We start from the raw sequence: 13,028 nt of genomic DNA on the forward strand, positions 1-13,028 counted from the left end.
GCGTTCCGCACCAGTCGGATACTTGACATAACGCTAACCCTATGGTTGAGGTTTAGGGTTTGCGCCCTGCGGAGTGTCGAGAATCCGAAAACGACAGGCTTTAGATCGAAGGAAGGCGAGAGCCAATGACGCCCCCGCACAACTACCTTGCAGTGATCAAGGTCGTCGGTATCGGCGGCGGCGGTGTGAATGCCGTCAACCGGATGATCGAACAGGGTCTCAAGGGAGTCGAGTTCATCGCGGTCAACACTGACGCGCAGGCCCTGCTGATGAGTGATGCCGACGTCAAGCTCGACGTCGGTCGTGAACTCACTCGCGGCCTCGGCGCCGGTGCCGACCCCGAGGTCGGCCGCAAGGCCGCCGAGGATCACAAGGACGAGATCGAAGAGGTGCTCAAGGGTGCCGACATGGTCTTCGTCACCGCGGGCGAGGGCGGTGGCACCGGCACCGGTGGAGCGCCGGTCGTCGCGCAGATCGCGCGCAAGCTCGGAGCCCTCACGATCGGTGTGGTGACCAGGCCGTTCTCCTTCGAGGGCAAGCGGCGCGGCAACCAGGCCGAGGTGGGCATCAACCTACTGCGCGAGTCCTGCGACACATTGATCGTCATTCCGAACGATCGGCTGCTGCAGCTCGGCGACGCCGCGGTGAGTCTGATGGACGCCTTCCGCTCCGCCGACGAGGTACTGCTCAACGGTGTGCAGGGCATCACCGACCTGATCACCACCCCTGGCCTGATCAACGTCGACTTCGCCGACGTCAAGAGCGTGATGTCCGGCGCGGGCAGCGCGCTGATGGGTATCGGTTCGGCGCGTGGCGAGGGCCGGTCGGTGAAAGCCGCTGAGTCGGCGATCAATTCACCGCTGCTCGAGGCATCAATGGACGGCGCGCACGGTGTGCTGCTTTCGATCGCGGGCGGCTCCGACCTGGGCCTGTTCGAGATCAACGAGGCGGCATCGTTGGTGCAGGAGGCCGCGCACATCGAGGCCAACATCATCTTCGGCACAGTGATCGACGATTCGCTCGGCGACGAGGTGCGTGTCACTGTGATCGCGGCGGGCTTCGACAGCGGCGCGCCCGCGCGGCGTACTTTCGAACCCGCGAACCGCGGCACGATCGGTTCCGCGCGCGCAGGCGAAATCGCGCAGAGCCGCGCCAGTGAGGTGGCGGCATCCTCGCGTGCCGAAACCTCTTCTGCCACAAGCCAGTCCGTTTCTTCTCGGGGATCGGTGCCCAGCTATCGGGACAGTGAACGCGCACGCACCCTCGCCGAGCCGACGATCGCCAACAACTCGCGCACGCACATCGAACCCCCGGATTCGGGCGACGATGACGACGACGTCGATGTGCCCTCGTTCATGCGCAGGTAAGAAGCAGGATCCGGCGGGGGCCGGGTCCCGGTGGCCGCCGGGATGATGGGGGCCGAAAACGGCTGTGACGTGGGATACGCGCATTCGGGGCGGAGTGGTGTCGGCCGTTAGGCTGAGGGCATGACAATTGCGCCGACGCTGACCGTTCGACGGGTGACCACCACGCGAGCGGGTGGCTTCTCGGCACCGCCGTATGATTCGTTCAATCTCGGCGATCATGTGGGGGACAGTCCGGCGACGGTGCAGCGCAATCGGGATCGGCTGGCCGACGGAATCGGGTTGGCACCCGAGCAGCTGGTATGGATGGAACAGATCCACGGCCGCCATGTCGAAATCGTCGATGGTCCCAGGTCGGAGCCGGTGCCCGCGACCGATGCGCTGGTGACCACCGTGCCTGGGCTCGCGCTGGTGGTCCTGACCGCGGACTGTGTGCCGATTCTGCTCTCCGACGACGAAGCGGGCGTGGTCGCCGCCGTGCACGCGGGACGCATCGGCGCTCGGATCGGCATCGTGCCACGGGTACTCGACGCGATGGTCTCCGTCGGCGCGCGGCTCGATCGGATCGGCGCCTTCCTCGGCCCGGCCGCCTCCGGCCGCCAGTACGAAGTGCCCGCCGCGATGCGTTCCGATGTCGAGGCGCACCTGCCCGGCAGCGCGACCACCACCGTGCGCGGCACTCCCGCACTGGACCTGCGCGCCGGAATCCGCAGGCAGCTCACCGAAGCCGGTGTCGCCGCCGTCGCGGTCGACCCACGCTGCACCATCGAGGATCGCACCCTGTTCAGTCACCGCCGCGGCGCGCCTACCGGCAGGATGGGCAGTGTGATCTGGGCACAGGCGGGCGCATGAGCGAGCGCATCATCCGAGCAGTTGCCTCGGCGATCTCGACCGAGCCGAGCGCCGGGGCGGTGGGGTCATGAGCGCCGCGGCGGAGTCGGAGACCATTGCGGCCGATGCAGTAGACGGCCGAACCGCCGAGTTGGCGGAGAACTTGGCCGGACTGAACAAGCGGATCGGCGCGGCCTGTCGAGCGGCGGGCCGTGATCCTGCGTCGGTGCGGCTGCTGCCGGTGACCAAATTCTTCCCGGCCGCCGATGTCGCTATCCTGCACCGATTGGGCTGCCGCGAGTTCGGCGAGTCGAGAGAGCAGGAAGCCACCGCGAAGGCGGTCGAGCTGGGTGGGCTGGTGGATGTCCGCTGGCACATGATCGGCCGATTGCAGCGCAACAAGGCGCGCACCGTCGCGCGCTGGGCCTATGCGGTCCACTCGGTGGACAGCGAACGACTGGCAATGGCTCTTGACACCGCCGCGCGCGCCGCGGTGGAGGCGGGGGAGCGGACCGACCCGGTGCAGGTGCTCGTTCAGGTCAGCCTGGACGAGGATCCCGGCCGCGGCGGCGTCGCACCGGAAGAGCTTGCGGCGCTGGCGGACCGGGTTGCCGACTCCGCGGGGCTGCGGCTGGCTGGGCTGATGGCGATTCCGCCGCTCGATGTCGACCCCACCGCCGCGTTCGCCCGCCTTGCCGCGGTGCATGCCCGGCTACTGCGCGACCATCCCGGCGCACGAGAACTTTCCGCCGGAATGTCCGGTGATCTGGAATCCGCGATTGAACACGGTTCCACATGTGTGCGTGTCGGAACCGCCTTGATGGGCGCTCGACCGATAACCTCGGCGTAGCAAAGAAACCTCATCAGTCACATTCGACACATATGCTTGGGGCAGAAGAGGGCTGAGCAAGACTTCAACACCCGGCCGCCACCGGGGCCGAAGGAAGGTCGACCAGAATGAGCGAGCGCAGCGAGCGAGTAACCGACGCAGCCACAATCGTGGTCATGACGGAGCCGAGCGACAGCGAGGCGCAGTCATGAGCACGCTGCACAAGTTCAAGGCGTACTTCGGCATGGTTCCGCTCGAGGATTACGAAGACGACTATGTCGCCGAGCATGCCCCTCGTGGCGTGGACGAGCGTGCCACCCGTAGGCCCCGTGACTACTCCGACCGGGCGGGCTATGGCGCCCCCCGTTACTCGGACGATCGGTACGGTGCCGATCGCTTCGATGACGAATCCGACTACCCGGAGCCGGCTTACAAGTCTCCGTACAAGGCCGGGTACCCGGTGTCCCGTCGGGACGACTATGCCGACGAGCCCTACGGTGACGACCGCTACGAGGCGCCGCGTCGCCCGACCAGGATCGAGTCCGCGCCAACTGCGGGCCGATTCCGTGCCGGTGGCAACGCGCCGATGATGCGGGGAGCCACCAGGGGTGCGCTCGCTGTCGATCCCGATGCCGAGGAGCGGCGGTTGGAGGAGCGCGTGCGCCCCGAGCCCGCCCCTGCGCGTCGTCCTGGGATCTTCGAGGACGGAGGTCCCTTGTCCAAGATCACGACGCTGCGCCCGCGTGACTACAGTGAGGCCCGCATCATCGGTGAGCGGTTCCGTGAGGGCAACCCGGTGATCATGGACCTGGTCGACCTCAGCAACGCCGATGCCAAGCGGCTCGTCGATTTCGCCGCAGGCCTGGCCTTTGCGCTGCGTGGCTCATTCGACAAGGTCGCCACCAAAGTGTTCCTGCTCTCACCGGCCGACGTGGACGTATCGGCCGAGGAGCGGCGCAGGATCGCGGAAACCGGCTTCTACAACCAGAAATAGCGGTGTGATCCGGGGGTGGTTTCAGACCTGTCACGCATGGGGCGGTGTGGTCATTTTGCGCGGCGGGGATTTTCGGGCAGAGTGAAGTCGTGGCCTTGTTCGCGGTGCTGTACTTCGTACTGTTCATCTTCTGGCTGTTGCTGATCAGCCGGGTGATCGTCGAGTTCATCCGTAGCTTTGCTCGCGACTGGCGCCCGAGCGGCTTCGTCGTCGTCATCCTCGAGGTGATCTTCACGATCACAGACCCTCCGGTGAAACTCCTGAGACGGTTGATACCACCGGTGTCACTGGGAGGAATTCGACTCGACCTGTCGATTATGGTCTTGCTTTTCATCGTCTTCATCCTGATGTCGATCGTGGGCAGGCTCGGGCAACCGGTAGCCCCGGTGTGACAGAATGAACCGAGAAGATAGCTTGCTAGATCTGCTAGATCTCCAAAAGACGCGTGAAGGGATCCTTCCATGCCGCTGACCCCAGCCGATGTGCACAACGTCGCGTTCAGCAAACCGCCGATCGGGAAGCGCGGCTACAACGAGGATGAAGTAGATGCCTTCCTGGATCTCGTGGAGCAGGAGCTCTCGCGGCTGATCGAGGAGAACGCTGACCTGCGTCAACGGGTCGCCGAGCTGGACGCGGAACTGGCCGACGCCAAGAAGAATCGTGGCCCTGCCAGGCCTGATGCGGTGAAGGCTCCGGTGCAGCAGGCCCCGCCGCCGGAGCCCATCAAGCCTCCGGTGCAGCAGGCCCCGCCGCCCGCCCCGATGCCGGTGGCCCCGCCCGTCGCCAAGGAAGCCCCGAGCGCCGATGCGAACCTGCAGGCAGCCAAGGTGCTCAGCCTCGCCCAGGAGATGGCGGACCGGCTGACCAGCGATGCCAAGTCCGAAGCGGAGAACTTGCTGTCGAACGCTCGGGCAAATTCCGAGCGACTCGTCGGAGATGCTCGCACTCGCTCTGAGGCCATGATTGCCGACGCTCGTCAGAAGTCGGATGCGATGCTGTCGGACGCGCAGACCCGCTCGGACAACCAGCTGCGTCAGGCCAAGGAAAAGGCCGACGCGCTGCAGGCGGATGCCGAGCGCAAGCACACCGAGATCATGGCGACCATCACCCAGCAGCGCAGCGTGCTGGAGAGTCGGATCGAGCAGCTCAAGACCTTCGAACGCGAATACCGCGTGCGGCTGAAGTCGTACCTGGAATCGCAGCTCGAGGAGCTCGAGAACCGTGGTTCCGCGGTCCCGGTCGATGGCGACGGCGCCTTCGCCGATGTCAATACGGCCAATAATCTCGCGCCGGCCTCGTTTGCCAAGGGTGGCAAGTAGTCTCGTTATCAGGCCGACATGGCCGCCTTTGTAGTCCTGCCGCCTGGCATGCCTAGGGGGTCAACATGCTCGTCTTGACGCTCGTCCTCGCCGCTATCGGCTTTGCCCTGCTAGTGGCCGCGCTGACCACCGGATCGGTGGTGTGGGCGTGGGGATGCATCGTTGTCTGTGTGCTGGGTGCGGTGCTGCTGTTGGTGAGCGCGCTGTCCATGCGGAGTCCGGACAGCGAATCCGCACCGCCGACGGGACGGCACGCTAAACGTTGAGGTCGGGCCACCATAAGTGGTTTGACCACAGTGGCTAGAATCAAACATATGCGGCGTTGATCCGGCCATCACCGGGGAGTCTTCGGAAGAACGGCGGCACGAGCGAACACTCGGCACGCTCAGTAGAACCGAACGGGTGAGCCCGTCACAGCTCGCAACGAGAGGTCCAGCGCAGTTGCCGCTGGACAAGCGGGGTGGTACCGCGGTATCGGCGCAACCGGCGCCGGAATCGTCCCCGTGCTGACACATACGCGCCTACGGCGCGGCGGCACGAGGAGACGGCATCCGCGATGGCGGACGACACTTCCAGTAGCGCATACCCACGCGTCGACCTCGGCGCAGGCAGTGGGGCGTCTTTCCCTGACCTGGAGCGACGTGTCCTCGACGCTTGGTCGGCCGATGACACCTTCCACGCCAGCATTGAAAACCGTTCGGGTGCAGAGGCATTGGCGCCCCCGGAGGGTTCCGTGGTGACGCAGGCGGTCTCCTCCGGACCTGTCGCTCCCGCCGGGGAGTTCGTCTTCTATGACGGTCCGCCGTTTGCCAACGGTCTGCCGCATTACGGACATTTGCTCACCGGCTATGTGAAGGACCTCGTTCCGCGTTTCCAGACGATGCGCGGTAAGCGCGTCGATCGGCGATTCGGTTGGGACTGCCACGGATTGCCCGCGGAAATCGAGGCGGAAAAGCAGCTCGGTATCACGGACAAATCACAGATCGATGCGATGGGGCTGGCGGAATTCAACGCCGCCTGTAAATCCTCGGTACTGCGCTACACCGGCGAATGGCGCGATTATGTGACGCGTCAGGCACGCTGGGTCGACTTCGACAACGACTACAAGACACTGGATCTCGACTTCATGGAGTCGGTGATGTGGGCGTTCAAGTCGCTCTACGAGAAGGGCCTCATCTATCAGGGCTTCCGGGTGCTGCCCTACAGCTGGTATGAGCAGACCCCGCTGTCCAATCAGGAGACCCGGCTCGACGACGCCTACAAGATGCGTCAGGACCCGGCTGTCACCGTCGACATGGTGCTGCGGGTGCCCGCCGAGCACCCGCTGCACGCGCTCGACGGCGCCAACGCGCTGATCTGGACCACTACGCCGTGGACGCTGCCTTCCAACCTCGCCATCGCGGTGCACCCCGATGTGCGCTACGTGCAGCTGCGCGCGGCCGACGGCAAGCGGTATGTGCTGGCCGCCGAACGGGTCTCGCACTACGCCCGCGAGTTCGGCGAAGAGCCGGAAGTGCTCGCGGAGTACGACGGCGCCGCGCTCGCCGATCTGTCCTACGAGCCGCCGTTCGATTTCTTCGTTGGTCATCCGCGCGCCCATCGGGTGCTGACCGCCGACTACGTGACCACCGACTCCGGCACCGGAATCGTCCATCTCGCTCCCGCTTTCGGTGAGGAGGACATGGATGTCGCCACCGCCAACGGCATCGAGCTGGTGCAACCACTGGATCCGGGCGGCAAGTTCACCTCGATGGTGCCGCCGTACGAGGGGCTGATGGTCTTCGACGCCAACCCGGTGATCATCAAGGACCTCAAGGCCGCGGGGAAGCTGTTGCGGCACGAGACGATCGAGCACTCCTACCCGCACAGCTGGCGTTCGGGCCAGCCGCTGATCTATATGGCGGTGCCGTCCTGGTTCGTCGCGGTCACCACGTTCCGCGACCGGATGGTGGATCTGAACAAGCAGATCACTTGGGTGCCCGAGCACATCCGCGACGGTCAGTTCGGCAAGTGGCTGGAGGGTGCGCGGGACTGGAACATCAGCCGAAACCGTTACTGGGGCAGCCCGATCCCGGTGTGGGTGTCCGACGATCCGGCTTACCCACGCACCGACGTCTACGGTTCGCTCGACGAGCTGGAGCGCGATTTCGGTGTGCGCCCGACCGACCTGCACCGACCGATGATCGACGACCTGACCAGGCCCAACCCTGACGATCCGACCGGCAGGTCGACCATGCGGCGGGTGCCGGAGGTGCTGGACTGCTGGTTCGAGTCGGGCTCGATGCCGTATGCCCAGGTGCACTACCCGTTCGAGAACAAGGAGTGGTTCGACGGCCACTTCCCCGGCGATTTCATCGTCGAGTACAACGGGCAGACGCGCGGTTGGTTCTACACGCTGCATGTGCTCGCGACCGCGCTCTTCGACAGCCCCGCCTTCAAAACCGTTGCCGCGCACGGCATCGTGCTCGGCGACGACGGGCTGAAGATGAGCAAGTCCAAGGGCAACTACCCGGACGTGAACGAGGTGTTCGACCGGGACGGCTCCGATGCGATGCGCTGGTTCCTGATGAGCTCGCCGATCCTGCGCGGCGGCAACCTCATCGTCACCGAGCGCGGCATCCGCGAAGGCGTCAGCCATGCGCTGCGCCCGCTGTGGAATGCGTGGACCTTCCTGCAGCTCTATGCATCCCGGCCGGGTACATGGCGCACCGACTCCACGAACGTGCTCGATCGCTACATCCTGGCCAAGCTGGCCGCCACCAGGGACGTGATGACCGAGGCGTTGGAGGACTACGACATCGCGGGTGCCTGCGACGAGCTGCGCTCCTTCGCCGACGCGCTCACCAATTGGTATGTGCGCCGGTCGCGTTCGCGGTTCTGGAGCGAGGACCGCGACGCCGTCGACACCTTGCACACGGTGCTGGAGGTGGTCACCAGGCTGGCCGCCCCGCTGCTGCCGCTGATCTCCGAGGTGATCTGGCGCGGCCTGACCGGCGAGCGTTCGGTGCATCTGGCCGATTGGCCCGAGGAGGGTGAGCTGCCCGCGGATCCGGAGCTGGTCGCGGCGATGGACGAGGTCCGCGTGGTCTGCTCGACGGTGCTGAGCCTGCGCAAGGCCCAGAACCTGCGAGTGCGGCTGCCGCTGGCCGAGGTGACTATCGCCGCGCCCGACGCCGACCGGCTGCGCCCGTATGCGGACATCATCGCCGACGAGGTGAACGTCAAGAAGGTCGATCTGACCACCGACGTCGCCGTGCACGGCCGGTTCGAGCTGGTCGTCAACGCCCGTGCCGCTGGTCCGCGCCTCGGCAAGGACGTGCAGACGGTGATCAAGGCGGTCAAGGCGGGCGAGTGGTCCGAGGACGCCGACGGCGTTGTCACGGCGGCGAGCATCCAGCTGCTGCCGGAGGAGTACACCCAGCGCCTGGTTGCCGCCGAGCCCGAGTCCACCGCGGCGCTGCCGGGCAATGCCGGGCTGGTGGTGCTGAATTCGGTGGTGACCGAGGAATTGGAGGCCGAAGGCTGGGCCCGCGATGTGATCCGCGATCTGCAGGAGACCCGAAAGTCCGCCGGGCTGGATGTTTCCGACCGCATCACGGTGGTTCTCGGGGTACCCGCCGAGCGGGCGGCCTGGGCGCAGACCCACCGCGACCTCATCGCCGGTGAAATCCTGGCCACCGAGCTGACTTTCGGTGACCCGGGGGAGGATGCGGCCGACATCGTCGGTGGCGTGCGGGTGTCCATCGCCAAGGTCTGACCGGTATTCGATCGATAGCGCGGGGCGGGACCGATTCGGTCCCGCCCCGCGCCTTTTTTTGTAGTCGCGTTGTCGGCGCGCGGGATGAGAAGGCTGACTCGGGCGTGGCTGCCTACATCGGTGCGGGCTCACCCGCCACAATTAGTGTGATCAAGATCACACGCTGAAGATTTGCTGGAACGCTTGTCGTGATCTTGAAGGGAGCGGCAGAATCAGCAATGTTACTGCTGGTGCGTAGCTGCACTCCTGTGGCGGCAGTGACGCTCGTGCGGTACTGATCCACCTGAAATGCCTTGTACCGACGCCCTATTCGCGTCGGACGCAGGTGCTGTGATGTGCGGCTCCACCCCATCGACGAGGGCCGGTGCCGCGCGTTAGCTGGGCCGACGGAAAGGGCGAGCACGTGACGAGAAAACCATTGCGCCGGATAGCCATCGGGTTTCTGGTGTCCGCGGTCGTGACGCTCGTACTGGCCGGACCGGTGCGCGGTGATTCGGGGAGCGCATCGGGTTCGGGAGGTTCTGGGTCGGGTTCGGGCAGTTCCGGGTCGGGTTCGGGCAGTTCCAGTGGCTCCGCAATGCTGCCGCTGCCGAGCACCGCCGGACTCGGCGCGTTGGCCGCGGCCGCAACGCAGGTCGGCAAGCCCTACGAATGGGGTGCGACCGGACCTTTCACCTGGGACTGCTCGGGTCTGGTCCAGTGGGCCTTCCGTCAGGTCGGGGTCAAGCTGCCTCGCACCACCTGGGAGCAGGCCAAGGTCGGGGCCGCGGTCCCGTACGCCGCGCTCTCGCCCGGTGACGTCGTCATCCTCAACGGCGACGCCTCCCACGTCGGTATCTACGCGGGTTTCGGGCAGATTCTCGACGCCCACGATTGGGGCGTGCCCGTCGGTCTGCACCCCCTCGACGAGTTCGACATCTTCACCATCCGCCGGTTCTGAAACCTGGCGGCGTCACGGCCGGCCGGCGGCGATCTGGCTACCCAGCCGTGGCGAACGGATCTGTGCCGCGGCGTATGTCGAAGTCTCGGCGCGGCGGGAGGCGTTTGTCGCCGATGTCGCGCCCGTCGATCGCAGCCGCGTCGAGTCGGTGATGGCGGCGATGTCGACAGTGCCGCCCGCGCGAGCTGAGAACGCCGTACCGCAGTGGTGCGGCGCTCGTCGGCGGCGCTGATCGTGTCGCGATCTCCGGTGGCCTCGTTCACTGTTGAGGCCGGTTTCCGCCAGCCCGGGCGGGTGGTCGGGACGGCAGCCGGAGTCGCTTTCGTGGCGGGGTGGCTGCGCGCGATCAGTCGAACAGCGTGCGCAGCCTCGGTCCGTATTCGGGATGGGCGAGAGCCGAGGCGAATTGGGCGACCAGGTAGTCGGCGGGGTTGCCGGTGTCATACCAGCGACCACGGATGACCTGGCCGAAGACCGGGTTCTCGGCGGCATGCACGTTGATGGCATCGGTCAGGTAGACCTCGCCCTCGCGGTGCTGATACCAGCGTTCGGTCTGCCTGCGCAGCTCGTCGACGATGCCGGGGGTGACCACGTAGCCGCCGATCGCGGCAAAGTCGGAGGGCGCGTCTTCGGGCTTGGGCTTCTCCATCAGGCCGGTGATGCGCAACAGGCCGTTGCCCTGGTCGTCGGCGACCACCGGGACGCCGTAACGCTGGGATTCGGCGGGGTCCATCGGCATCAGTGCGAGCACCGGGGAGCCGGTGGCCTCGTAGGCGTCGATGAGCTGCTGGGCCCGCGGCACCTCGGCGACGAAGACGTCGTCGGGCCACAGCACCAGCATCGGCTCGTCGCCCGCATTGCGGGCCGCGTTCAGGACAGGAGTGCCGTTGCCGTAGGGGCCGTGCTGGTCGAGGTAGGTGATGTGGCCGAGTCGGGACAGTTCGCCGACCTCTTCGACGGCGTCGGCGTAGGCGGTCTTGCCATCTGCGCGCAGTTGCGCGACCAATGCCGGGTTGGGGCGGAAGTGGTCTTGGATCAACGACTTTCCGCTGCTGACGACGATGGTGATGTCGGTGATGCCCGACGCGACCAGCTCGCGGACGGTGTGCTCGATGACCGGCTTGTCACCGACGGGCAGCATCTCCTTGGGGATGGCCTTGGTCAGCGGGAGGAGTCGGGAGCCGATTCCGGCGGCCGGGATCACGGCCTTGCGGATCTTCATGAACCGATCATCACATACCGGTGTGGTCGAAAAGCCCGATCCCCGGCAAACGATGGTTGTGCGGTCGGCTGCGGATACGTCCAGCGCTGGACCGGATCAGGGCAGGTCACAGCCTGTTCGTAGGAGCTCGAGCATCGCGGTCACGCGGCCGAGCGGCCGTGGCGGTCGTTACCCGGCGCCGATAGCAATCCGACAGTGATCGCGCAGACCCGCGCATGCCGGATCTGTCGGTAGGACGGCGTAGATTTCGGGTCGTGAGCACCGACGACACCACCATCGCCGCAGGCGCGACGGGTGGCGACGCAGGCGCGACGGATGGAAAAGCGGCAGGCGTCGCACCGTCTGTCGTCGGCCGCACAGCCCGCCGATGGGTGCTGCATATCGATATGGACGCCTTCTTCGCTTCGGTCGAGCAACTGACCCGTCCGACGCTGCGCGGGCGTCCGGTTCTGGTGGGTGGCACCGGCGGGCGGGGTGTCGTGGCGGGAGCCAGTTACGAGGCGCGGGTGTACGGCGCGCGCTCGGCGATGCCGATGCATCAGGCGCGGCGGCTGGTCGGCGGCGCCGCGGTGGTGGTGCCGCCGCGCGGCGCGGTCTACAGCGTGCTGAGCGCGCAGGTGTTCGATGCGTTGCGCAGCCGGATCCCGGTGCTGGAGACGCTGTCGTTCGACGAGGCGTTCGGCGAGCCCGCCGAACTGGCAGGAGCGAGCGCGCAGCGGGTGCGCGAATTCTGCGAGCAACTGCGGGCGTTGGTCCGCGAGCGGACCGGATTGGTCGCCTCGGTTGGTGCCGGGACCGGCAAGCAGCTGGCCAAAATTGCCTCGGGCCTGGCCAAACCCGATGGTATTCGAGTGGTTTCGCCGGATGAACAACAGCAGTTGCTCGCCGGTCTCCCGGTGCGCAAACTGTGGGGGATCGGGCCGGTGGCCGAGGGCAGGCTGCGCTCGCTCGGTATCGAGACCGTCGGCGCGTTCGCGGCGTTGCCCGAGTCGGAGGTGGTATCGATCCTTGGCGGCAGTATCGGCGCGGCGCTGCACCGGCTGGCCCGCGGCATCGATGACCGCCCGGTGGCCGAACGCGCCGAGGCCAAACAGATCAGCGCCGAAACCACCTACGAGAACGACATCGTCACCCTTGCCCAGCTGCGGCCCGCGATCGAGGCGATGGCCGGCGCCGCCCACGCCAGGCTCGGCAAGGACGGCCGTGCGGCCCGTACGGTGGTGCTGAAGCTCAAGAAATCCGATATGAGCATCGTGACCAGGTCATTCACCCTGCCTTACGCCACGGCCGACCTGGCTACCCTGTGCACCGCCGCGCAGCGCTCCGCGATCGATCCTGCCGAGCTCGGCCCGATCCGGTTGGTCGGCGTGAGCTTCGGTGGGCTTTCGACGGTGCGGCAGGAATCGCTGTTCCCCGAACTGGATCAATCGCCTGTCGAGGAGCACACCGAGGCCCCCGAATGGGTGCCCGCGCCCGCCGTCGAGCCGGATGCCGAGACGCCGCAAGCCGATTCGGTGGCGCGGCGGGAAACCCGGTGGCATCCGGGCATGGATGTGGTGCATCCCGAATTCGGACACGGCTGGGTGCAGGGTGCGGGACTGGGTGTGGTCACCGTCCGGTTCGAGACCAGTTCGACAGGGCCCGGCCCGGCGCGTACGTTCGCTGCCGACGACATCAGTTTGTCCCGGGCTGATCCACTAGGCAGTCTCCGATGACCGGTAGCCTGTGATACTCGTGCAGCGTTGCGGTTCGGTTGGACGCTGTCCGTGTTG

11 protein-coding genes are annotated in these 13,028 nt (G+C 66.4%); 10 read left to right on the top strand and 1 reads right to left on the bottom strand.

What is annotated here, in order from left to right; all coding sequences use genetic code 11:
• The first annotated feature begins 125 nt into the window (after positions 1–125).
• From ftsZ to AB0M74_RS29290, 9 genes are all read left to right on the top strand, one after another.
• On the top strand, positions 126–1,367 hold the full coding sequence (ftsZ, locus tag AB0M74_RS29250; protein ID WP_366529510.1) for a cell division protein FtsZ: 1,242 nt from the start codon (positions 126–128) through the stop codon (positions 1,365–1,367).
• Positions 1,368–1,487: 120 nt separating this feature from the next.
• On the top strand, positions 1,488–2,216 hold the full coding sequence (gene pgeF, locus AB0M74_RS29255; protein WP_366529511.1) for a peptidoglycan editing factor PgeF: 729 nt from the start codon (positions 1,488–1,490) through the stop codon (positions 2,214–2,216).
• Between the two features lie 67 nt (positions 2,217–2,283).
• Positions 2,284–3,045, top strand: coding sequence for a YggS family pyridoxal phosphate-dependent enzyme (locus AB0M74_RS29260; protein ID WP_366529512.1), 762 nt, complete (start codon positions 2,284–2,286; stop codon positions 3,043–3,045).
• Positions 3,046–3,232: 187 nt separating this feature from the next.
• Positions 3,233–4,018, top strand: a complete 786-nt coding sequence (locus AB0M74_RS29265) for a cell division protein SepF (RefSeq protein ID WP_366529513.1) — start codon at positions 3,233–3,235, stop codon at positions 4,016–4,018.
• 89 nt (positions 4,019–4,107) lie between these two features.
• Positions 4,108–4,410 (top strand): YggT family protein, encoded by a 303-nt coding sequence (locus tag AB0M74_RS29270; protein ID WP_228000883.1) that lies wholly within the window; start codon positions 4,108–4,110, stop codon positions 4,408–4,410.
• 69 nt (positions 4,411–4,479) lie between these two features.
• Complete coding sequence (locus AB0M74_RS29275) at positions 4,480–5,337, top strand: DivIVA domain-containing protein (RefSeq protein WP_366529514.1); 858 nt, start codon at positions 4,480–4,482, stop codon at positions 5,335–5,337.
• A gap of 65 nt (positions 5,338–5,402) precedes the next feature.
• Positions 5,403–5,603, top strand: a complete 201-nt coding sequence (locus AB0M74_RS29280) for a hypothetical protein (protein WP_366529515.1) — start codon at positions 5,403–5,405, stop codon at positions 5,601–5,603.
• Positions 5,604–5,893: 290 nt separating this feature from the next.
• Entirely contained in the window at positions 5,894–9,094 is a 3,201-nt protein-coding gene (ileS, locus tag AB0M74_RS29285; RefSeq protein WP_366529516.1) for an isoleucine--tRNA ligase, read from the top strand.
• Between the two features lie 481 nt (positions 9,095–9,575).
• A complete protein-coding gene (locus AB0M74_RS29290) occupies positions 9,576–10,034 on the top strand; it encodes an NlpC/P60 family protein (protein ID WP_366529545.1) in 459 nt (152 codons plus the stop codon).
• A gap of 346 nt (positions 10,035–10,380) precedes the next feature.
• Here AB0M74_RS29290 and AB0M74_RS29295 read toward each other — a convergent pair whose 3' ends face one another.
• Positions 10,381–11,256, bottom strand: coding sequence for a UTP--glucose-1-phosphate uridylyltransferase (locus AB0M74_RS29295; RefSeq protein WP_366529517.1), 876 nt, complete (start codon positions 11,254–11,256; stop codon positions 10,381–10,383).
• Between the two features lie 371 nt (positions 11,257–11,627).
• Between AB0M74_RS29295 and AB0M74_RS29300 the strand changes: the two genes are divergently transcribed.
• The gene (locus tag AB0M74_RS29300) at positions 11,628–12,971 is read left to right on the top strand and encodes a DNA polymerase IV (RefSeq protein ID WP_366529546.1); all 1,344 of its coding nucleotides are present in this window, start codon (positions 11,628–11,630) and stop codon (positions 12,969–12,971) included.
• Positions 12,972–13,028 lie beyond the last annotated feature (57 nt).

This window comes from Nocardia sp. NPDC051463 (assembly GCF_040681975.1).
In the GTDB taxonomy this organism is placed as follows: domain Bacteria; phylum Actinomycetota; class Actinomycetes; order Mycobacteriales; family Mycobacteriaceae; genus Nocardia.

Bases quoted from the DNA above. Each gene is read 5' to 3' on its own strand.
- ftsZ (WP_366529510.1), top strand. From the start codon at position 126: ATGACGCCCCCGCACAACTACCTTGCAGTGATCAAGGTCGTCGGTATC.
- pgeF (WP_366529511.1), top strand. From the start codon at position 1,488: ATGACAATTGCGCCGACGCTGACCGTTCGACGGGTGACCACCACGCGA.
- AB0M74_RS29260 (WP_366529512.1), top strand. From the start codon at position 2,284: ATGAGCGCCGCGGCGGAGTCGGAGACCATTGCGGCCGATGCAGTAGAC.
- AB0M74_RS29265 (WP_366529513.1), top strand. From the start codon at position 3,233: ATGAGCACGCTGCACAAGTTCAAGGCGTACTTCGGCATGGTTCCGCTC.
- AB0M74_RS29275 (WP_366529514.1), top strand. From the start codon at position 4,480: ATGCCGCTGACCCCAGCCGATGTGCACAACGTCGCGTTCAGCAAACCG.
- AB0M74_RS29280 (WP_366529515.1), top strand. From the start codon at position 5,403: ATGCTCGTCTTGACGCTCGTCCTCGCCGCTATCGGCTTTGCCCTGCTA.
- ileS (WP_366529516.1), top strand. From the start codon at position 5,894: ATGGCGGACGACACTTCCAGTAGCGCATACCCACGCGTCGACCTCGGC.
- AB0M74_RS29295 (WP_366529517.1), bottom strand. From the start codon at position 11,256: ATGAAGATCCGCAAGGCCGTGATCCCGGCCGCCGGAATCGGCTCCCGA.